Source organism: Thermomonospora curvata DSM 43183 (assembly GCF_000024385.1).
In the GTDB taxonomy this organism is placed as follows: domain Bacteria; phylum Actinomycetota; class Actinomycetes; order Streptosporangiales; family Streptosporangiaceae; genus Thermomonospora; species Thermomonospora curvata.
Genome location: NC_013510.1, coordinates 3,138,863 through 3,159,536 on the forward strand (window position 1 = coordinate 3,138,863; position 20,674 = coordinate 3,159,536).

Annotated in this window: 20 protein-coding genes and 1 CRISPR repeat array (1 of these 21 only partly in view); of the genes, 4 read left to right on the forward strand and 16 right to left on the reverse strand. The window is 69.4% G+C overall.

All coding sequences use genetic code 11. The features are described from left to right. Positions 1-1,029: direct repeats of the CRISPR family, unit length 29 nt; unit sequence CTGCTCCCCGCGCACGCGGGGATGGTCCC (it extends 1,257 nt beyond the left edge of the window). 366 nt (positions 1,030-1,395) lie between these two features. Then, positions 1,396-1,656: a hypothetical protein gene (locus tag TCUR_RS26515; RefSeq protein WP_148233017.1), complete on the reverse strand. Its 261-nt coding sequence runs from the start codon at positions 1,654-1,656 to the stop codon at positions 1,396-1,398. A 195-nt stretch (positions 1,657-1,851) separates the two neighbouring features. On the opposite strand from TCUR_RS26515, the gene TCUR_RS13265 reads away from it, so the two are divergent. From TCUR_RS13265 to TCUR_RS25665, 3 genes are all read left to right on the forward strand, one after another. Further along, a complete protein-coding gene (locus TCUR_RS13265) occupies positions 1,852-2,664 on the forward strand; it encodes a helix-turn-helix domain-containing protein (RefSeq protein ID WP_012853024.1) in 813 nt (270 codons plus the stop codon). Next, positions 2,661-2,852 (forward strand): DUF397 domain-containing protein, encoded by a 192-nt coding sequence (locus tag TCUR_RS13270; protein WP_012853025.1) that lies wholly within the window; start codon positions 2,661-2,663, stop codon positions 2,850-2,852. Before TCUR_RS13265 ends, TCUR_RS13270 begins: the two co-directional genes overlap by 4 nt. A gap of 711 nt (positions 2,853-3,563) precedes the next feature. Continuing rightward, a complete protein-coding gene (locus TCUR_RS25665) occupies positions 3,564-4,469 on the forward strand; it encodes a phosphotransferase family protein (protein ID WP_012853026.1) in 906 nt (301 codons plus the stop codon). 940 nt (positions 4,470-5,409) lie between these two features. Here the strand turns inward: TCUR_RS25665 and TCUR_RS13290 are convergent. The 3 genes from TCUR_RS13290 to TCUR_RS13300 are packed head-to-tail and all read right to left on the reverse strand — an operon-like array spanning position 5,410 to position 7,099. Next, positions 5,410-6,213, reverse strand: a complete 804-nt coding sequence (locus TCUR_RS13290) for an SDR family NAD(P)-dependent oxidoreductase (protein ID WP_012853027.1) — start codon at positions 6,211-6,213, stop codon at positions 5,410-5,412. After that, a complete protein-coding gene (locus TCUR_RS13295; RefSeq protein WP_012853028.1) occupies positions 6,210-6,524 on the reverse strand; it encodes a hypothetical protein in 315 nt (104 codons plus the stop codon). The genes TCUR_RS13290 and TCUR_RS13295 overlap by 4 nt, the downstream gene beginning before the upstream one ends. Then, complete coding sequence (locus tag TCUR_RS13300) at positions 6,521-7,099, reverse strand: hypothetical protein (RefSeq protein ID WP_012853029.1); 579 nt, start codon at positions 7,097-7,099, stop codon at positions 6,521-6,523. The genes TCUR_RS13295 and TCUR_RS13300 overlap by 4 nt, the downstream gene beginning before the upstream one ends. A 76-nt stretch (positions 7,100-7,175) precedes the next feature. On the opposite strand from TCUR_RS13300, the gene TCUR_RS13305 reads away from it, so the two are divergent. Then, positions 7,176-7,733 (forward strand): TetR/AcrR family transcriptional regulator, encoded by a 558-nt coding sequence (locus TCUR_RS13305; protein ID WP_012853030.1) that lies wholly within the window; start codon positions 7,176-7,178, stop codon positions 7,731-7,733. Positions 7,734-8,325: 592 nt separating this feature from the next. Here the strand turns inward: TCUR_RS13305 and TCUR_RS24990 are convergent. From TCUR_RS24990 to TCUR_RS13365, 12 genes are all read right to left on the reverse strand, one after another. After that, entirely contained in the window at positions 8,326-8,886 is a 561-nt protein-coding gene (locus tag TCUR_RS24990; protein ID WP_012853031.1) for a TetR/AcrR family transcriptional regulator, read from the reverse strand. A gap of 76 nt (positions 8,887-8,962) precedes the next feature. Further along, on the reverse strand, positions 8,963-9,748 hold the full coding sequence (locus TCUR_RS13315) for an enoyl-CoA hydratase/isomerase family protein (protein ID WP_012853032.1): 786 nt from the start codon (positions 9,746-9,748) through the stop codon (positions 8,963-8,965). Then, positions 9,745-10,065, reverse strand: coding sequence for a VOC family protein (locus tag TCUR_RS13320; RefSeq protein WP_012853033.1), 321 nt, complete (start codon positions 10,063-10,065; stop codon positions 9,745-9,747). Before TCUR_RS13320 ends, TCUR_RS13315 begins: the two co-directional genes overlap by 4 nt. Further along, positions 10,062-11,078, reverse strand: coding sequence for an LLM class flavin-dependent oxidoreductase (locus TCUR_RS13325; RefSeq protein WP_169313028.1), 1,017 nt, complete (start codon positions 11,076-11,078; stop codon positions 10,062-10,064). The genes TCUR_RS13320 and TCUR_RS13325 overlap by 4 nt, the downstream gene beginning before the upstream one ends. Before the next feature lie 14 nt (positions 11,079-11,092). Continuing rightward, on the reverse strand, positions 11,093-12,061 hold the full coding sequence (locus TCUR_RS13330) for an enoyl-CoA hydratase/isomerase family protein (protein WP_012853035.1): 969 nt from the start codon (positions 12,059-12,061) through the stop codon (positions 11,093-11,095). 51 nt (positions 12,062-12,112) lie between these two features. Next, positions 12,113-13,099, reverse strand: coding sequence for an LLM class flavin-dependent oxidoreductase (locus TCUR_RS13335; RefSeq protein ID WP_012853036.1), 987 nt, complete (start codon positions 13,097-13,099; stop codon positions 12,113-12,115). Beyond that, positions 13,096-14,661 (reverse strand): class I adenylate-forming enzyme family protein, encoded by a 1,566-nt coding sequence (locus TCUR_RS13340; protein WP_012853037.1) that lies wholly within the window; start codon positions 14,659-14,661, stop codon positions 13,096-13,098. The genes TCUR_RS13335 and TCUR_RS13340 overlap by 4 nt, the downstream gene beginning before the upstream one ends. Beyond that, complete coding sequence (locus TCUR_RS24995; RefSeq protein ID WP_012853038.1) at positions 14,658-15,683, reverse strand: LLM class flavin-dependent oxidoreductase; 1,026 nt, start codon at positions 15,681-15,683, stop codon at positions 14,658-14,660. The genes TCUR_RS13340 and TCUR_RS24995 overlap by 4 nt, the downstream gene beginning before the upstream one ends. Continuing rightward, positions 15,680-16,768 carry an LLM class flavin-dependent oxidoreductase gene (locus tag TCUR_RS13350; RefSeq protein ID WP_012853039.1) on the reverse strand — a complete coding sequence of 363 codons (1,089 nt, stop codon included), beginning with the start codon at positions 16,766-16,768 and terminating at the stop codon, positions 15,680-15,682. Before TCUR_RS13350 ends, TCUR_RS24995 begins: the two co-directional genes overlap by 4 nt. A 77-nt stretch (positions 16,769-16,845) precedes the next feature. Further along, on the reverse strand, positions 16,846-17,874 hold the full coding sequence (locus TCUR_RS25000) for an acyl-CoA dehydrogenase family protein (RefSeq protein WP_012853040.1): 1,029 nt from the start codon (positions 17,872-17,874) through the stop codon (positions 16,846-16,848). Positions 17,875-17,887: 13 nt separating this feature from the next. After that, positions 17,888-19,039 carry an acyl-CoA dehydrogenase family protein gene (locus TCUR_RS13360; protein WP_012853041.1) on the reverse strand — a complete coding sequence of 384 codons (1,152 nt, stop codon included), beginning with the start codon at positions 19,037-19,039 and terminating at the stop codon, positions 17,888-17,890. Between the two features lie 16 nt (positions 19,040-19,055). Continuing rightward, positions 19,056-20,615: an AMP-binding protein gene (locus TCUR_RS13365; protein ID WP_012853042.1), complete on the reverse strand. Its 1,560-nt coding sequence runs from the start codon at positions 20,613-20,615 to the stop codon at positions 19,056-19,058. Positions 20,616-20,674 lie beyond the last annotated feature (59 nt).

Consider the following 20,674-nt stretch of genomic DNA (forward strand, 5'->3'; position numbering starts at 1 on the left):
CAGCCCACCGGCGCGGCCGCCGAGCTGCTCCCCGCGCACGCGGGGATGGTCTCCCTCGCTGCGTGTACTCGCGCTCGCTCACTGCCTGCTCCCCGCGCACGCGGGGATGGTCCCCCGTAGATACGGCCGACGGTGGCCTCACGCAGCTGCTCCCCGCGCACGCGGGGATGGTCCCGCGGGCTGGGACGGCATGGGTAGGCCTCGGAACTGCTCCCCGCGCACGCGGGGATGGTCCCGGGTGGTCCGGATGGCGGTACAGCGAGCAGTCCTGCTCCCCGCGCACGCGGGGATGGTCCCAGTTCGGCCTCGACCCAGGCCAGCCATGCTTCCTGCTCCCCGCGCACGCGGGGATGGTCCACGATGCCTCTCCCCGCGCCCATGACTGCGGTTCTGCTCCCCGCGCACGCGGGGATGGTCCCTTCGCGCGGTGATCAAGGCCGCGGTAGAGTCCCTGCTCCCCGCGCACGCGGGGATGGTCCCCCGGACAGCGGACGGTACGCGGCTCGGTCCATCTGCTCCCCGCGCACGCGGGGATGGTCCCTGGCGAGCGTGCGGTTCGGCTCCCACACGTAGCTGCTCCCCGCGCACGCGGGGATGGTCCCGATCCGGTTGCCCGGGTAGATGATCTCCAGGCCTGCTCCCCGCGCACGCGGGGATGGTCCCAGGTCGTCGGTGTCTCCGTAGTCGACGACGATCTGCTCCCCGCGCACGCGGGGATGGTCCCGCGTGGGCGCGTGCCGCGTCTGTTTTGCCGTACTGCTCCCCGCGCACGCGGGGATGGTCCCCCAGGCCCGGGCAGCACGATCCCGTCCCGCTGCTGCTCCCCGCGCACGCGGGGATGGTCCCCTCGTTCACTCGGCTTCGTGAGCTCTTCAACGCTGCTCCCCGCGCACGCGGGGATGGTCCTTCGACGGGGGTGCCGGACGGCCAGGCGGCCGGCTGCTCCCCGCGCACGCGGAGATGGTCCCGGGATGTACGCGATCAGGATCACGACGGCGCCCTGCTCCCCGCGCACGCGGGGACGGTTACAGCGCGAAGTCGGTTTCCCTGCCCTGCCGTGCCTGTTCAAAGGCGATCGGTTATGACCGGGTCGAGATGGTGGAGCCTGTACAAGGGCGCAGCAGGACACAGATGCGGAAAGAGGACGGCAGGACTCGCGCCTGGCTGAGCATGCCGTTGCTCTGCTGAAGAGTTGGAGCCTCCCGTACAGGCTGCACTGCTGCCTGTACCGTGCCGGTCATATCGCCAAGGCCGTCCTTATTCTGCAAGCCGGCGAGAGCCGTGCTCACTGGGCAAGGCTCAGTCCTCTCCTGTCACCGAGGTGCTCTCAACGGCATAGAGCGTGAAACAGTGCTGTGTCGCCTCCTACCAGGGTGAAGGTGCGCACGGCCGCGCTCAGGCGGAGATGAGGGAGCCCTCGAGGTTGCGTTCGAGGCGGTGATGGAGATCCTTGTCCAGGGCCGTCTCGGAAGCGTTGGCTCGCAGTTTGCCGGTGATCACAAGCACTTCTTCCGGAATGCGCAAATAGTTCCGTTTATGTAGTTGTTGCTGGGTGAGGGGCGCACTAGGCAGGTTCCAGGAAGCCGTGATCCCATCAGGAAGATGGGCAGGACGCCCGAAGCTTACGGTGAACAGGTTTTGCCAGAGCGCGGGCATGGGCGTTCGCCGATCATGAAGGCTTCTTTTCAGAGACGTAACTTCCCAGTTTTTGTAGCCATTCAACCACCGACCGAGTACGCTTCGTCACAAAGCGCTGGACAGAGGCTGGAAACCGGCCAAGGGTGTCTTCTGTTGCCCTTTCTGGGTTTCATTAGCGCCCTGGTTGGTTTCATCTGCTTGGGAGGATGGAAGATGGCTCCTCGGCGTAGGCGAGGCAATGTTTCTCCGACTCTGCTGGCCTTCGGGCGCCAGCTTCGCCGTTACCGGGAAGAGGCCGGGCTGACCCAGGAGAGTCTGGGGCGTCGTGCCAACAACGGGCGGGGGGTGACCAGCCAGTATGTCGGTCAGGTCGAAAGTGGGCGGACTCGTTGCTCCCGCGAGTTCGCCGAGACCATGGACAGGGAGCTGAAAGCGGGTGGCAGGCTTCTGCAGCTCTGGGACGACCTGGTGCTGGACGCGGCCTTCCCGGTCTGGTTCGACTGGCCGGTGGTGGAGGCCGAGGCGGTCATGCTTCGCTCGTATCAGCCGATAGTCATCGATGGTCTTCTCCAGACGGAGGCGTATGCTCGCACGCTGCTCTTCGGTGATGAGGACGCGACAGCGGCCCGGCTTGGGCGGCAGAAGATCCTCCACAGGTCGTCCCCGCCGCCGCCCACTGTGGTCTGCCTGCTCGATGAGGCGGTGCTCCACAACGGGCTGGGTGGGCCTGAAGTAATGCGTGAGCAGCTCGAACACCTGCTGGAGGTGATCTCTCCTCGTCTCACCGTGCAGATCGTGCCGAGGGGTATCCCGCACCCCGGCAACACTGGGGCGTTCGCGATCGCGACGCTGGACGACCGCACCGAAGTGGCGTACGCAGACTCCGCCCTGCGTGGTATGACCACAAGTGTAGGCAACGAGATCCAAAAGGTGGCAGAGTCGTTTGAGGTGATTCGCAGCCACGCGCTGCCGGTCGATCAGTCAGTCGATTTCATCAAGAAGGTCCTAGAGGAGCGATGGACATGAGCGCACAGCAGTGGCGCAAGTCTTCCTACAGCGCCTCCAACGGCGGTCACTGCGTTGAGGTCGCCCGCCTCGCCGAGGGCATCGGTATCCGTGACTCCAAAAACCGGGAGCACGGTCACCTGACCATGCCTCCTGCCCAGTTCACCGCCCTGCTGATCCGTCTCAAGCAGGAGCCCTCGACTGTCTGACCCCTCGACCGCCCGCCAGAGGGCCGCCCCTGGACATTCGAGGACCATCCCTCGCCTTCTTAGGCTTCACCCACCCCGACGTCCGCTGGCCGGGGGTCGTCTGACTCCCGGCTCCTGTTCCTTCCCCTCCGCCGAGAAGCTCTAGAAAGAGCCGATCATGAACCTCCAGTAGCGCAAGAGCGACCACAGCTCCTCGCACGGCGGTCACTGAGGTCTTCTCAACGAATCCGCTCCCCGCGCGGGGATAATCCCGTCTTCGGCACTACTTCCGACGGGCGCTGCCCCCGCAACTGCCCTGAGTAAAACCTAGTTCCACCCTTAGCCGGACAGGCCCCTAGTGGGCACAGGAGACTGCTGACCTCACAGAGCAGCACAAAGGAGCATCTCTAGCGGGTTGTCGAGGATGGCCATCCCGACGTCCCAAGTCAGGCCGATGACATGGAACGGCCACGCGAGGAAGTACGGACGGGCGCGTGGAGAGTCTGTGGCCGTGCTCGTCGGCTCGCTCCGGCGCCTGACCGCGCATCCCGTAGACCCGCGGGTCATCGACGCCGGTTGGGCTCTGAGCGTCGGCGTCCTTACATCGGACTGTCACTGGTCGGGCATCGCCGTTCCGAGAGCGTTCAGACGCCGACTGGCTGGCCGGTCGTCAGGGAAGGCCGCTCGGTCAGCGCTGCGTCCGAGCAGGTAGGCGGGGAGAACGGTACCGGTATGGATCATGCGCTTCCCACTGATGTCCGTAAGGCCCTGGCCGTGGTCGCCGAGCGCTGCCAGGTACCGACCGGTGACGCCAAGGTGCTGCGCCGACACAGCAACACCGTCATCGCACTGCCATCCGCCGGTCTGATCATCCGCATCGCCGGCAACCCGGACGCCTTCACAAAAGTGGCCATCTCGATCCAGGTCACACGCTGGCTGTCAGAACGCGGCTACCCCTGTGTGATCCCAGCCGACCCAGCAGGACCATTCCGGGTCGAGGGACGAGTGGTGTCGGCATGGCAGGCAGCCGACATCGACCCCGACCGGGCCGGCAGCGGCGGTGATCTGGGCATGCTGCTGCGCCGGCTGCACGATCAACCACACCCACCGTTTTCACTGCCATCGCTGCACGACCCGCTCGCCGGGGTGGCGGCCGCCATCGAACACCACCCCGATGCGATGACCACTGCCGACCGGACATGGCTACTGCAACAGATCCGGCAGTTGCGCCACCACTGGGCCAGGCTGAACTTCCCACACCCGCCGCGGCTGATCCATGCAGACGCCCACTCCAACAACCTTCTTCCTCTGCGCGGTGGAGGAGTACTGCTGGGCGATTGGGACCATGCGACGATCGGCCCCTGCGAATGGGACCTCATCCAGATCCACTACATGCACCGCCGCTTCGCCCGACACACCGACCAAGAGATCGAAGAGTTCACCGCCGTCTACGGCTGGGACATCCGCGGCTGGGACGGATTCGAAACACTACTGCGCATCCGAGAGATCAGCGGGCTGAGCCCCTACATCCGCCACGCCCCCACCCAGCAGACGCTGCGAGCCGAGGTGACCCACCGGCTCGCCACTCTCCGACAGGGCGACGATCACGCCCGCTGGAACCCACCCTCCACCAGGTGACCACCGAGAGCGGACACCACCACCCCATCCCAAGCCGAGAAATCCGTTGCCCTTCCTGCCCCCCACGAACACACACCAGCCCGCCGCCGCGTGTAGGAGCCGGGCCAATGGACGCTGTCGGGCAGCGCTTCCGACGCCCACGCCAGCCGGCCTCCAGCGTGGCGATGACCTGCAGGTTCATCCCATGGCAGTGGTGCTTGCCGAGGGAGAAGGGCCGGTCGGCGGTCGGCCAGCCGATCGGGATCAGCGTGCGGTCCGGCACCAGCGGCTGCTCTCCACACGCCCGGGCGGCCTGCAGCGCCCGGTCCAGCTTGGGCGCGCGGGCGACCGGCGGGTTCACCGCCTCGTGCACGTAGCTGCAGGTAGGTGGGGGCCTGCGCCCCGAATCCGGTTCCGACCTGGGCATACGGCTTGGCCGGTATGCAGGTGGGCCAGCACCGGCAGGGCTTGGCCACTGCAGGTCAGGGCCCGGCGGCGGTGAGCGGCCGACAGCCGAACGGGGTGCTCAGCTCCGGGGACGGAGGACGTCGAGCATGGCTCGTTAGGGAAGCGACGCAAAACCTCTGGGCAGTGGGTCGTTGTGGTGGTGCAGACACCTCCTCCCAGGGGCTTTATGACTTTCAGAGCGCAACGAGGCAACGTCTCCCAACGTGTTCAACATCCCTGGTGCACGCTTCGTCCCGGCGTGTTCCGTTCAATTTCGTTGAGAAAACCCCAGTCATGGCGCCTGCTCATAGATCCGTCGCTGGGTCGCCAGGAGGCAGGGCTCTGGGCTTTGCACCGGGACCCGGCAGTGGAGCGGGTGGCCTCTGCCTCGTCTCCGCCGTCCGACGCCGCCGGGCGGCCGCTCGCCTCGCCCCTCTTCTTCAGGGCGTCTGAGAAGTCCTCCATGAGCTCCGCGGCGGGCCGGTCCAGCGGCCGGTGCACGGAGGTGAGGGGGTCAGCTGTTCTTGAAGGGGTTGAAGGTGCGTCCCGCAAGGTAGCTCAGGCGGATGGGCAGGGGCTTCATGAGGGCGGCGGAGATCTTGTTGACGAGGCCGGGGATGCAGACGGGTTTGCCGTCCTGGACGGCTTTCCAGCCCTCGGCCACGACGGCTTCGGGGTGCTGCCACAGGATGCGGGGAAGGCGGTTGGCCTTGTCGCGGGTGCCCATGACGTCGTGGAACTCGGTGTAGGTGAAGCCGGGGCACAGAGCGGTGACGTGGATGCCGTAGGGCTTGAGCTCCATGTCGAGGGCTTGGGAGACGTTGAGGACGTAAGACTTGATGCCGGTGTAGAGGAGGCTCGCGGCGGGTGGGGCGAACGCGGCGAGGGAGGACAGGTTGACGATGCGTCCCCAGCGGCGTTCCTTCATGCCGGGGATGACCAGGTGGGCGAGTTCGGTCTGGGCGGTCACCATCAGCTGGATCTCCCCGGCGAGGGTCTCCCAGGGGGTGTCGGCGAACGCGGTCTTGCCCGACAGCCCGGCGTTGTTGATGAGGACGTCGATGTCCAGGCCCTGGGTGCGTGCGTAGTCCACGATCGCCTTGGGGGCGGCGGGGTCGGTGAGGTCGGCGGTGAACACCTCATAGCGCCGCTTGCCGCCGTGCCGGTCGGCCAGCTCCGCGGCCAGTTCCTGGAGGCGGTCGGTGCGGCGGGCGACCAGCAGGAGCTGGTAGCCGCGGGCGGCCAGGTGGCGGGCGAAGGTCGCGCCGATGCCTGCGGAGGCGCCGGTGATGAGCGCGGTGCGGGGGGTGGTGGTCATGCGAAGGTTCCTTCGGTCGGACTGATGGCGAGAAGACCGCTGCCGGGGAGCCGGGTGATGAGGCCGGCGCCGGGCAGGGTCCCGGACGTGTGCGCCCCGGGCCGGGCGGCCGGGGCGGCGAAGCTCTCGGTGCGGGCGCCGTCGAGGGTGGTGCGGGCGGTGCGTCGGCCCAAAGAGGCCGGGGTGATCCGGTCGTCGATGCGGGCGCGGCCTCCGGCGGCGAGGGTCGGCGCCGGGCCGCTCTTGCGGGTCGGGCGGGCGCTCGGCTCACCGGTATGGCCGCCGGCGCCATGCCGCGGCCGCTTCGTCATGGGCCGGTTTCCCTGCGGCCGGGCAGTTCCCGCGGGCCGGGGGTGAAGCCGCGGCGGGCGGTGCCGACGTCGCCGCGGTAGGGGCCGACGGGGCCGGTGAGCAGGAACGGCAGCGGGATGCGGCGCTGACGCTCGGTGAACCCCCAGGTCCCGATGCCCAGGTAGACGCCGGGTGCCGCGCGGCGGACCTCGTCGACCATGTTGATCGCCCCGCATACCGAGCCATAGGCGCGGTAGACGAGCGTGTAGGCGGGGCGGCCGTCATAGCGCGACGGCGCGATGAGCGTGTGCATCGCATAGCGCCGCCGGACGCGGCCGAACTGGCGGAAGGTGTTGTAGCCGCGCCCGGTCCGGTCATCGACGGGCCGGAACCCCTTGCACAGCCACCTTGCGAACGGGTTCGACACCGCCGCGTGCCCGGTCACCGAGGCGAAGGCGTTGGGCTGAGCCAGCAGCCGGGCGGCGTACTCCCCGTTCATCTCCTCAATGGACGGGGCGGGCAGCGTGGTGAAGAGCGCCAGCAGCTCGGTCGTGTTCAGACCGAGCAGCTCGGCGGCCGCGGGATCGGTCTTCATGGGCCCACCTCATGTCTTGAATGGTCTTCAAGAAAGCTAGCGTGTTCTTGAAGGGCATTCAAGATAGGATGCGGAGGTGCCCCGGAACCGACGTCCCCAGGACCGCGAGGAGAAGCGCGAGGAGATCCTCGCCGTCGCCCAGCGGCTGTTCATCGACGACGGCTACGAGTCGACGTCCATGGGCCGGATCGCCAAGCACGCCGGCGTCACCGTCAACACGATCTACTGGTACTTCCGCGACAAGGACGACCTGCTCATCGCCGTCCTGGACCGCCTGCTGACCGAAGCCCTCGCCCAGTACGCGACCATCGCCGACCGGCCGCTCAACGAGCGCCTCCTATGGGCCGTAGACCAGCTCGAAAGACTGCACGGCCTCGTCAACACCGTCCACACCCGCGCCGCGGCCTCACCCGCCGTCCACGCCTGGCACACCGGCTTCCACGAACTCGCCGAGACCCTGATCGCCGACGACCTCCGCAAAGCCGGCGCCGCCGAAGCCGACCTCCCCGCCATGATCGCGATCGGCACCTTCGTCATCGAAGGCCTCCTCACCCACCGGCGCGACGAGGCCGGCAAACGAGCCGTGATCGACCTCCTCGTCCACAGGCTCACCACCACGCCGACCCGAACCTGACCTGGAACCACACGGGCCCGCATCGCGACGGCGGCAATGCCTCCGCTCCCGGCGGGGCGTTGGAGAGTCGTTCGGTTCCTCGACGCCCCTGTCCGAAGCTCTCCTCACCGCCGGAACGCCCCTGCAACCTGCCGGTAGAACGTGGTGAGAGCCTCGGGTGCTCAACAACGACAGATCCCTACGCGCACGCAGGGATAGTCCCGTCTTCGACACTGCCTCTGACGGACGTTTGTCTCCCGCAATTGTCTCAGGCTCAATTACATCTTTAGCTGGACAGACCTCTCACCGGCACGGGAGACCCGCTGACCCCGCAGAGCAGCACAAATACTTCTGAAAAATGAGCAAGTTGTCGAGGATGGCCGTCCACACGCGACGTCCCAGGCCGGGCCTATGACACGAAGCGGCCACGCGGGGATGTGCGGATGGGCGCGCGGAGAGCTGTGGCCTTGCTCGTCGGCTCGTTCCGGCGCCCGGCCGCGCATTCCGTAGGCCTGTGGGTCTGTGACGCTGCGGCCTTACCGGCGGTCGGGCTCTGGGCGTTGGCTTCCTCACATCGGCTGCCGCTTGCCGGGCATCGTCGTTCCGAGACCGTTCAGACGCCGACCGACTGGCCGGTCATCAGGGGAAGGATGGTCCCGCGGATGTGCGCCTCGTCGGGGGTCGTGCCGTGGTGGAACAGGTACTGCAGGATCAAGGCCTGTCCCAGGTCGGTGCGGGCGTCCAGGTCGGCGGGGGTGCCGATGATGCGGGTCAGGTGGGTGCGGACGGCTTCGCGGGCGGGGGCGAGTTTCGCCTCGCGGACTGCGGCGGCCACCTCTGAGTCCGGGGCGGTCAGCAGCACCGCCAGCAGCGTCCGGTGTCTGCGGAGCTGCACGGCGAACTTCATCAGCACCGTGACCAGGTCGCCGGCCGGGTCGTCGGTGGGCTCGACCGCGACGGGCGGGGCGGCGCTGCGCAGTGCGTCGACGACCAGGGCGTATTTGGTCGGCCAGCGCCGGTACAGCGAGCCGAGGCCGATTCCCGCGCGGCGGCCGACGTCGGCCATGCGCAGCCGTTCGTAGCCGCCGCTCTCCAGCAGCGTCAGCGTCTCGCGCAGGACCGCCCGGTCGAGGGCGGGGTCACGGGGGCGCGCCCGCCTCCTTCGGTATCCCATGGCGAGCTCCTGATTTTCTTGGCGGGCTGTCGCGGAACTGTTCTCCGTATTGTCCTCCGTTTCTCTGTGGGCGGGTTCACGAGCCGGTGAAGACCGGTTTTCGGCGTGTCAGGAACGCCTCGACGGCTGCCGAGTGGTCGCGGGTGCAGCCCAGCGCGGTCTGTTCGGCGGCCTCGGCGGCGAGTGTTTCGGGGAGCGTCCGGGACGGGGCTGCCAGCAGCAGCCGTTTGGTCGCGGCGATCGCCTTGGTCGGGCCCTGGGCGAGCCGCCGGGCGAGTGCCATCGCGTGCGGCCTCACCTGGTCGGGGGCGACGATGTCCCCGGCGAACCCCCACTGGGCGGCCTGGTGGGGGGTGAACGGTTCCGCCTGGAGCATCAGCGACAGGGCGCGGGCGCGTCCCACCGCCTGCACCAGGGTCGCCGATAGGCCGGAGTCGCAGGTCAGCCCCACCTTGTGGAAGGCCGTCGCCAAGGTGGCCTGCGACGACCAGACCTGCAGGTCGCAGGCGAGCGCGAACCCCAGGCCGGCGCCGACGCAGGTGCCGTTGACGGCCGCGATCACGGGCTTGGGCATCGTGGCCAGCAGCAACGTGATCGGGTTGTAGTGCTTTTCGACCGTCTCCCCTGCCCTCTCGGGGTCGGCCGCGAGGGCCTGCCGGAGCTCGCGGAGGTCCTGCCCGACGGTGAACGCCTCCCCCTCCCCGGTCAGCACCACGGCCCGGACCGCTTCGTCGCCGGCGGCCTTCCGCAGCGCGCTCAGCAAAGCCGTCTTCAAAGCGGTGTTCAATGCGTTGCCCTGGGCGGGGCGGTTCAGCCGGACGAGAGCGACCCCGTCGGCCACGTCGAGCAGGACCTCGTTCACGACAGCCTCTCGTAGAGGACGACGGGGTTGCCGCAGGGGTCGGTGACCACGATCCGCCGCTCGTGCGGGCCGGTCACCGGGGCGCCGGCCGACAGCCGCTCGGCGTGGGCGTCCAGGTCATCGACCTGGATGCTGACGACCGTGCGGCCTGCGACGGGCTGCTGGGACTCGTCGGCCAGGCCGATGGTGGTGTGGCCGTCGGTGACGGCGGCGTAGCGGTCGCCGTCGCGGAAGCGCGTCGTCAAGCCGAGCGCGGTGTAGAACTCCAGTTGGGCGTCCAGGTCGGCGGCCGGGACGATGACGTGACCGATCTTCATGACGATGTCCTCGCCTTCGCGGGCTCGGCCTTCGGGCGGAACCGTGGCATCACCTCGCGGGCGAAGCGCTCGACGATCTCCACGGACCGCTCGATCGGCAGGCCCAGCCACTGGGTGCGGAAGATGAAGTGGTTGAAGCCGGCGGACGCGAAGTCCTCGATCTTGGCGGCGATGTCGTCCGGCGACCCGAAGAACAGGGCCTTGTGCTTGATGGCCTCCCACTGGGTTTCGAAGTAGTCCATGCCGTAGCGGACGTACTCGCCGTAGGAGGCGCGGGCCGCGGCCCCGGCGATCGCGTACGCCTCCTCGAAGGAGTCGGCGACGCACAGGTCCCGGTGGATGGGGAACACCATGTCCTCTTCGTCGAACCCGGCGGCCTTGCGCTGGGCGCGGTACTCGGCGAGGTTGCCGACCGCCCAGTTGCGCCGGACGTTGGAGGAGGCGAGCCAGGGGTGGCCGGCGCGGGCGATGCGCTGGATGCCGACCGGGCCGTTGGCGCCGATCCACACCGGGGGCCCGGGTTTTTGCACCGGCAGGACGCTGCACCGGGCGTTCTCCAGTGCGAAGTGCCTGCCCTGGTGGGAGACCGGCTCACCGGTCCAGAGCTTGTGCATGCACTCCAGGGCCTCATACATCCGCGAGACGCGGGTGCGGCGGTCGATGCCGAAGGCGGCGAACTCGTCCTCCCGGTAGCCGGCGCCGACGCCGAGGACGAACCGGCCGCCCGACATCTGGTCGATGGTCGCGATCTCCTCGGCCCAGTGCACCGGGTGCCCCAGCGGGAGGATGAGGATGCCGGTGCCGATCTGCATGGATCCCGAGTGGTCGATGAGCCGTGCCAGCAGCGGAAGCGGCTGGGGGGTGCTCAGCGAGGACAGGTAGTGGTGGATGCCGAAGATCGAGTCGAAGCCGAGGTCGCGGACGTGCTGGGTGAACTCCACCAGCTCGCCGACGCGGCGGTTGATGTCGTCGCCGTGCCGGTACTGGTGGTCGAGGAGGATTCCGAATTTCACGGCGGTTTCCACTTCTACTCGGCGGCGCGGGTCTCGCCGAGGCGGAAGTAGGGGGCGACGAGCTTGTCGCGCTCTTCCAGGGCCTTGGCGACGCCCTTTTCACGGCGCTCCCGCAGGAAGTTCCAGTCCCCCTCGTCGAAGCTGAGGTTGGTGGCCCAGCCGTGGCCGACCCACCCGGTCATGGCGCCGAGCCCCTTGCCGCGGGCCTCCATGATGATCTGCATCATGGCCTTGCCCATCATGAGCGAGTCCAGCGGCATGACCGCGATCGCGTCGGCGTAGTCGTTGACCCACTTCTCCAGCTCGTCGGGCTGAACGACCTTGGTCACCAGGCCCTTGCGCTCGGCCTCCTCGGCGCCGATGGCGCGCATGGTGAGCATGACGTCCTTCATGGTGGTCAGGCCCACCTTCTCGATCCAGTGGTACATGTCCTGCGGGCCGGGCCCCAGGTAGCGGAACGCCGGGTGGGTGAACTTGGCGTCGGGGGTCGCGATGACGATGTCGGACGAGAGCGCGATCTGGAAGTGCCCGCCGTAGCAGTAGCCCTGGACCTGGCAGATCGTCGCCTTGAGCGACTCGATGATCGGGCGGGTGAAGCCCGAGGACAGGACGTTGCGGTCGGGGAGGATACGCTGGCGCTGGGAGGGCCGGCGGCGCGACTCCTTGTCCTTGCCGGACTTGTAGCCGATGTAGTGGCCGAGTTCGGAGGCGTCCGCGCCGGTGCCGAAGTGGTCGCCTTCGCCCTTGAAGACGATGACCTTGACGCGGTCGTCGGCCTCGGCCTCGCGGACCAGGTCGCCGATGCGTTCGAAGGCGGCGACCGGCAGGGCGTTGAGCCGTTCGGGCCGGTCGAAGGTGATGGTGGCGACGGACCGCTGCTCGTCCACGTGGTACTTGACGTAGGAGGCGAGGACCTCGGGGTCGGTCTCCATGTGCTCGGCGTCCCAGTGGTTGCGCAGCAGTTCCGCTTCGCTCTTCTTCACGGGTTCTCCTGGAAAGCTCGTCTGTGGGAAGGGATGTGCAGGGGCGGGTGGTCAGCGGAAGGCGGGGAAGACCTCCGCGGCGAACAGGCGCAGCGAGGCGTGGATCTTCTCCACCGGCATGCCCAGCCAGCCCGGCCGGAAGATGACGTGGTTGAACCCCAGCTCGCGCAGGGCGCCGATGCGTTCGATGAGGAACTCCGGGGAGCCCAGCAGCAGGGTGTGGCGCACCAGCTCGTCGAACCGGTCGCGCTGCCAGCGCAGCGCGGGGTACTCGGCGTAGGTGGCGTACTCGGTGCGGGCATACGGCAGCGCCGTCTCCACGGCCTGCTGGGTGGTGGGCGCGCAGTACAGCTCGACCCCGATCGGCCGTTCGACGGAGGCGGGGTCCTTGCCGTACTCGGCGAGCGCCTCGTTGTAGACGGCGACGTGTTTGGGCAGGTATCCGGGGTTGGGCGAGTTGCCCGGGGCGTACCAGGCGTCGCCGAGCCGGGCGGCCCGGCGCACCGCCGTCCTGCCGCCCGCGCCGATCCAGATCGGCGGGCCGCCCGGAGTGAGCGGGCGGATGCCGATGGTGCCGCCGGAGAGGGGGTAGAACTCGCCGTCGTGTTCGACGGTCTCCCCCGACCACAGCGCCCGGATGAGGCGGATGCTCTCGTCGAACCGGCGGAACCGGGTGGCCGGATCGACGCCGAAGGCGGCGAATTCGTTGTCGCGGTAGCCGGCGCCGACGCCGAGGACGACCCGCCCGCCCGACAGGTGGTCGAGGGTGGCGAACTCCTCGGCGATGTGCGCCGGGTGGAACAGCGGCAGGATGAGGATTCCCGTGCCGAGGGTCATGGTGCCCGAGCGCGGGATGAGGCTCGCCGTCATCGAGATGGGCTGCGGCGTCGCCAGGTTCGACTGGAAGTGGTTGATCGTCCAGACCGAGTCATAGCCCAGTTCCGCGGCCAGTTCGACGGTGCTGAACAGCTCATCCAGCCGCTTTCGCAGGTCGTCGCCGTGCGGGTACTGGTGCGAGGCCATGATGCCGAACTTCACCGGCGCGGCCCCCCTTCCGGGTCGGGCACCGCGACGCGGCTGATCTTGCCGGATGCGGTGCGTTGCAGTTCGGGGACGAACTCCACCCGCCGCGGGGCCTTGAAGTGGGCGAGCCGGTCCCGGGCGAAGGCGATCAGTTCCTCGGCCAGCTCGGCGTCGGAGAGCGGCGCGGCGGTGTCGCGGACGACGAGCGCGACCGGGATCTCCCCCAGCCGGTCGTCTGGCCGGCCGAGGACGCGCACGTCGCGCACGTACTGGTGCTCGCGCAGCACATCCTCGATCTCCTCGGGCCACACCTGGAAGCCGCCGCACTTGATCATGTCGCGTTTGCGGCCCACCAGCCACAGCACGCCGTCCTCATCGACGTAGCCGATGTCGCCGGTGTGGACCCACCCGTCGCGGACCAGCGCCGCCGAGGCCTCGGCGTCGTCCACATAGCCCTTGGTCAGCCGGGAGCGGACGACGATCTCTCCTTGTTGTCCGGGCGGCAGGGCGCGCCCGTCCTCGTCGCGGATCTCCAGTTCGACGCCGGGGTAGATCCGGCCGGCCGAGCCCGGCTTCCACAGCCCGGCCTTCATGTCCTTGCCGGTCCAGCCGGCGATGTGGCCGGATTCGGTGGAGCCGTAGTTGACCAGGATCGGCACGCCGTAGCGCAGCTCGAAGTCGCGCCGCAGCTTCCAGGAGATGGCCTGGCCGGCCACCAGGACGTGTTTGACCCCCGTGAAGGGCAGGTCGCGTTCGGCGTGCACGATGTCGTAGATCATCGTGGGCAGGAAGAAGAAGTTGTCGAACGCGAACCGTTCCATCAGGGCGGCCAGGCGATCGACGCCGAAGCGTTCCCACACCACCGCGCCGCGGCCGACGAAGTAGGCGAACATCAGCGCGTGCTGGCCGCCGGAGTGGAACAGCGGCAGCGCGATCAGGTTGGGTTTGGCGTCCGGTGACGCGCTCCCCTGCTCGTCGGTGCCGGTGGAGACCTTGGCGAGGCGGCGCAGCGAGTCGAGGGTCCCGCCGTGGGTGACGCTGACGGCCTTGGGACGCCCGGTGGTCCCGCCGGTGAACAGGATGCAGGACTCGGCGTCCGGCTCGACCGGTACGGCCTCGACGTGGGCCTGGTGGCCCCATTCCAGCGGCGGGTGGCCGGCCACCGGCCCGCCCGTCTCCCCGGGCGGGCCCACCGACCGGATGGTCACGCCCGGCGCTTTGAGGTCTTGGAGCACCTCGGCGCGCCGGACGTCGGCCAGCAGGAGCTTGGGGTCGGTCTTGGCGATCGACTCGGCCAGTTCCTCGGCGTTGTACAGGCTGCTGATCGTCACCGGGACGGCGCCGATCTTCCAGGCGCCGAACAGGAAGAACACGATCTCCGGGCCGTTGACCAGGTAGAGGCCGACCCGGTCGCCGGCGCCGACGCCGGCGGCCGCAAGGGCCTGGGCCACGCCGCCGGCGATGAGATCGACCTGCTGGAAGGTCCACGACCGGCCGTCCTCGGCGTGCAGGCCGGGGACGGAGCCGCGGTCGCGGGCCCGGGCCTGGAGGATTTCGGCGAGGTTGGTGCCGGTCACCGCACACCTCCCTGGTCGGATGCGGGGCCTTGCGGGGCCGCGGGGGGATCGAGCCGGGGGATGACCTCGGCGCCGAACCGGCGGATCTGCTCCATCGCCTCCTCCTGCCCGGCGCCCACGAACTGGAGCCGCAGCGACACCTCGGTGATGCCGAGGTCGCGTTCCCAGCGGTGGAGCTTGGCGACGATGTCGTCGGCGGTGCCGATGAGGCAGTCCTCGGCCATGTACCGGTCGATGTCGAGGCGTTGGGCGTCGTCCCAGGACTTGTAGCCGGCGTACTGGCGTTCCAGGTGGGGCCGTACCGCGGCGACGGCGGCGGCGCGGGTGTCGGCGAGGTAGGCCTCCCGGGCCATGGGGTAGTCGCGTTCCAGCGAGAACCCGTGCTCGGTGAGGGTGTCGCGGTACACCTTCAGCAGCGCCGCCACTTCGGCGTCGTTGCCCTTGGGGCCGATGAGCCAGGGGGCGTCCAGGCGGGCCGCCCGCCGGACGGCCCCTTCGGCGAACGCGCCGATCCAGATCGGCGGGCCGCCCGGCTGGACGGGGCGCAGCGGCAGGCTCGCCCCTTCCGCCTCGCCCCAGCTGCCCGCCAGGTCAACGGTCTCGCCTCGCCACAGGGCCCGCAGCGCCGGCACGTACTCGCGCAGCCGGCGCAGCCGGTCGTCCCAGGCGACGCCGAACGCCGCGGTCTCCCGCTTGCGGTAGCCTGCGCCGATCCCGACGGTCAGCCGCCCGCCGGTGATCACGTCCAGGGAGGCGAGGTCCTCGGCGAGGGCGATGGGGTTGAGCAGCGGGGCGAGCAGGACGCCGAAGCCGATGCGGATGCGCTCAGTGGCGCCGGCCAGGTACCCGGCGAGGGGGATCGGCTGCAGGAACGCCGATTTGGCCAGGTAGTGGTGGCCGAGGTAGACGGCGTGGAAGCCGGCCTCTTCGGCCGCGGCGGCCTGCCGCACCACGCCGTCCAGTCCCTCGACCGCCGAGGCGGCGGGGTCGAACTGGGCGCTCAGAAAGACGCTGATCTTCACCCGGCGACCGCCTCCGTCGACGAGGCGGCCTGTTCGTCCTCCTGGGCGCGGAAGTGCGGGATGACCTTGGTGGCGAACTCTTCCATCGACTTCAGCGCGGTCTTGCGGTCCAGGCTGGGGATGCGCAGCCAGCAGATGTAGTGGGTGATGCCGAGCTGCTCGCGCAGCATCTCGATGGTCTCGATGACCTTCTGGGGCGAGCCGAAGTTGCCGCCGTGGGTCAGCGTCTTCTCGAGGGTGAGCAGCTTGATGTTCTTGGCGACGGCCTCGTAGTAGGAGCGTTCCTGCTCCAGGGCCTCCTTGGAGCCGGGGATGACCTTCCCGACGGTCCGGTAGTAGTTCAGCGCGGCCTGCGCCGCCTCATGAAGGCCCTCTTCGCCCTCACCGCACCACACCTGCTGCATGAACGGCAGATCGTATTGAGTGATGTCGTGGCCGTTCTCCTCCATCGCGGTGCGGTAGAGGTTGAAGTTCTTCTGCATGATCCCCAGCGGCGTGAAGTTGGGGGAGGTGATGATCGCCTCGCCGCGGGCGCCGCGTTCGCGGAAGCTGTCGGGCGAGACGGTGCCCTGCAGGATGGGCGGCCCGCCCGCGGTGAGCGGCCGGGGGTAGGTGGTGACGTCGTCGAGCTGGAAGAACTCGCCATGGTAGCTGAAGTTCTCCTGCGACAGCGCCAGCCGGAGCACCTCCAGGCTCTCCTGGTAGCGGCGCTTGGACTCCTCCAGGGGGACGCCGAAGCCGCGGAACTCGGCCGGCTGGTAGCCGCGGCCGACGCCGATGGCGACCCGGCCGCCGGACAGCACGTCCAGCGCGGCGATGTCCTCGGCCAGCCGCAGCGGGTGGTGCAGCGGCAGCACCACCACGGCGGTGCCGATGGTGATGCGCTTGGTGCGCTCGGCGATCGCCATGGCGAGGTTCAGCGGGTTGCCGAGGATGCCGTACTTGGAGAAGTGGTGCTCGGCCAGCCAGACCGAGTCGAAGCCGAGCTGGTCGGCCAGCTCGATCTCTTCGAGGGTCTCACGCAGGACCTCATGGTCTGAGGTCCCCTCGGCGACGGGGAACAGGTTCATGATTCCGAATTTCATCGAACACTCCCTAATTCCGACCAGTCGGTATGTTCAGGACCGAAGAAAGGGACCGGTCACGGGCCCGGTGGGCCGGCTCAGGACGTCCCGGCCTGCGCCTTTCTGCGGCGCTGCACCTGCAGGCGCCCCACGCGCCTGCGGTGCCACCGGCCGCGGCCCAGCCACGCGTCCAGCACGTGCGCGCGGCGCAGGAACAGGTGGGGATCGGCCTCCATCGTGATGCCCATGCCGCCGTGCACCTGGATGCACCGCTCGGCGGCGAACACCGCGGCGCTCCCGGCGGCCGCCTTGGCGGCGTGGACGAGGCTCTCGGCCTCCGGGCGCCCCTTGTCGACCGCCCAGGCCGCATACAAGGTCAGGTCCCAGGCCGCCTTGCGGCGCGTCACCGCGTCGGCGAGCTGGAAGGCCACCCCCTGGAAGGAGCCGATGACGCGGCCGAACTGCGTGCGGGTGCGGGCGTGCCCGGCCGCCAGCTCGATCGCGCCGGCGGCGACGCCGCACAGCTGCGCGGCGGCCACCAGGGCGGCCCGCCCGGCTCCCAGGCCCACCGGCGCGGTCTGCGCCGGCGCCGCCAGCGTCACATCCGACAGCGGCACCGAGGGGTCGAGCGACTCGCGGACGGTGATGCGCTCCGGCTCGGCGATCCAGACGCCGTCGGCGGCCAGCGCCACGACCTTGTCGGCCTGCACCGCGTACGGCACGAGGGTGCGGACCAGCGGGTCCGCGGCCTCGCGCCCCGGCCAGCCGGGGTCGCCGGGAAGGTCGACCGCGGGCGTGAGGACCGTGCGGCCCGCCAGCACATCGTCGGGCAGCGCGCCGAGCCCCAGCGCCAGCTGGACGGCGGCGGCGTGCGCCGGGAAGCGGCTGGGCACCAGGTGCTCGCCGAGGGCTTCGACCGCCACCAGCAGATCCACCAGGGACGAGCCCATGCCGCCGGCCGACTCGGGCACCCCGAGCAGCCCGAAATCACCGAGCAGGACCGCGTCGCAGGCGGGCTCGCGCCACTGCCCGGCGAGCGCGTCGCGGGCGGTGACCTTCTCTTCCTTGGCGATCGAGCGGACGGACTGTTGGATGTCCCGCTGCTCGGGGGTGAACGTCGCTTTCATTGCGCCACTCCGCTCAACGTGACCGGGGCAGGTTCAGCACCCGCTCCGCGAGAATCGACTTTTGAACCTCCTCGGTGCCGCCCTCGATCGTGTGGGCGCGCGAGCGGAGGTAATGACGCATCCGGGCCGCGGCGCCCTCGCCGTCGAGCAGCACCCCGCCGGCGGCGTCCAGCTGCACCGCAAGACGGTTCGCCTCCTGGACGACCCCCGCCCACAGGCTCTTGAGGGCCGAGGTCTCCGGGCCGGGCGCACCGCCGGCCTGGGTCTCCCCGATCATGCGCAGCGACCCGATGCGGACGGCCTCGGCGTCGGCGTACAGCGCGCCGAGCGCGTCCAGCACCGCCGTATCGTCGGCCAGACCCCGTTCGATCGCCAGGTCGGTGAGCCGGTCGACGGCCTGCCGCGCCCACACCCACAGGCTCAGCGCCATGGTGCCGCGCTCGAACGCCAGCGTGGTCAGCGCCACCCGCCAGCCGTTGCCGACGCCGCCGAGCACGTCCTCATCGGGGACGAACACCTCATCCAGGAACATCTCGTTGAACTCGGCGTCCCCGTTGAGCATCACCAGCGGCCGGACCGTGAACCGGTCCATCGGCGCCAGGAAGTAGGTGATGCCCTCGTGCTTGGGCGCGTCCGGGTCGGTGCGCGCCAGCAGCAGGCACTTGTCGGCGTTGTGGGCGTTGGAGGTCCAGATCTTGGAGCCGTTGATGACCCAGCCGCCGTCGACCTTGACCGCCCTGGTCTGCAGGCTGGCCAGGTCGGAGCCGGAGCCCGGCTCGCTGAAGCCCTGGCACCAGTACTCGGTGCCATTCAGGATGCCGGGCAGGTGGCGGGCCTTCTGCTCGGCGGTGCCGTGCACGATGATGGTCGGCCCGGCCAGGTACATGCCGACCCCGTTGAGCGGGTAGGGCGCGCCGCGCAGCTCGGCCTCCTCGTTGAAGATGGCCTGCGCGGTGGAGTCCAGGCCGCGTCCGCCGTACTCGACCGGCCAGGACAGGCCGGCCCAGTTCCCGGCGCAGATGCGCTCCTGCCAGATGCGCGACCAGTGGGCGCGCTCCGCCTCCGACAGGCCTTCTTGGGGCGGGATGTCGTCGAGCGCCTCATCCAGCCAGGCGCCGACCTCCTGCCGGAAGGCCCGCTCCTTGGGGGTGTCGTCGAAGTCCATGGTCTCCTGTTCGCTCTCACTTGGCGGGGGCCGGCAGACGGACGGCGTCCTGGGCGTCGCCGAGCCGGGCCTTGTACAGCTTTCCGTTGGGGTCGCGCGGCAGCGCCGAGTGCACCACGTACTCGGTGGGCAGCTTGGGCTTGGCCAGCCGCCCGGCGAGGTACTCGTGGACGGCCGCCACGGCGGCCTCGGGCGCGGGGGCGGCGTCGGTGAGGGTCAGGTGGGCCACCGGCACCTCGCCGTAGTCGTCGTGGGGGACGCCGAGCACGCCCGCGTCCGCGATCCACTCGTGCTCCAGCAGCGCCGCCTCGATCTCGGCCGGGTACACGTTCACCCCGCCCACCAGGATCATCTCCGAGGCCCGGCCGGTGATGAACAGGTAGCCGTCCTCATCGACGTACCCCATGTCCCAGACGGTCATCAGGCCGTCGCGGCGGGAGCCGCGGGTCTTTTCCGGGTCGTTGTGGTACTCGGCCACATCGTCGCCCTGGCGCATGTAGACGATGCCGACCTGGCCGGGCGGCAGCTCGTTGCCGTCCCGGTCGAGGATCTTCAGGGTGGAGATCGAGGCGGGCCGGCCGACGGTGCCGGGGCGCTCCAGCCACTCGTGGGGCCGGGCGATGGTGGTGCCGACCTCGGTGGAGCCGTAGTACTCGTAGACGACCGGGCCGAACCAGTCCATGATCTGCTTTTTGACCTCGACCGGGCACGGCGCGGCGCCGTGCAGCACATACCGCAGCGAGGAGATGTCGTAGCGCTCGCGCACCTCCTTGGGAAGCTGCAGCAGCCGGTGGAAGTGGGTGGGGACCATGGCGGTGCCGGTCACCCGGTGCCGCTGGACCCGCTCCAGGAAGCCCTCGGGGGTCCAGCCGTCCATGAGCACCATGGTGCCGCCCCAGTTCAGCGCGCCGATCGCGGGCGTGATGTTGGCCGAGTGGTACAGCGGGGCCGACACCAGCCAGGCGCCGAAGGCGTCGCGGCTCATGCCGAACTCCTTGAACAGCCACACGTAGGTGAGGGCGCCCTGGTCGGCGCTGATGCCGCTCAGGGGGCGCTTGACGCCCTTGGGGCGGCCGGTGGTGCCGGAGGTGTACATCATCAGCGACCCGTGGGGGGTGCGCTCGGGGTCGGTCGCGGGCATCCCCGCGGTCAGCTCCGAGAGCGGACGGGCCCGCTTGGGGGTGCCGTCCACGAACACCTTGACGCCGGGGCCGGCCGCATCCAGCACGGTGTCTTCCGCCCGCTGGGAGCACAGCACCACCTTGGCGCCGCTGTCTTGGAGGATGTAGGCGATCTCGGGGGCGGTGAGGTGGTAGTTGATGGTGACCAGGTAGATGCCGGACTGCATGGCCGCCAGGTAGGCGGTGACCATGGCGGGGCTGTTGGTCATGACGACGGCGATGGTGTCGCCCTCGTTCACCCCTTGGGCGCGCAGCCCGTGGCAGACCCGGTTCACCTCGGCGAACAGCTCGCCGTAGGTGATGCGCTCATCGTCGGCCGTGATGATCGCGCACAGCTCCGGGTCGGACACCGCCCACAGCCGGAAGCCGATCTGCTCCTGCGTCCCCTGGCTCATTGCGCTCCCTATCGTACATTCCGACCATCCGGTATGTTTTGCCCACACTAGAGGGGAGC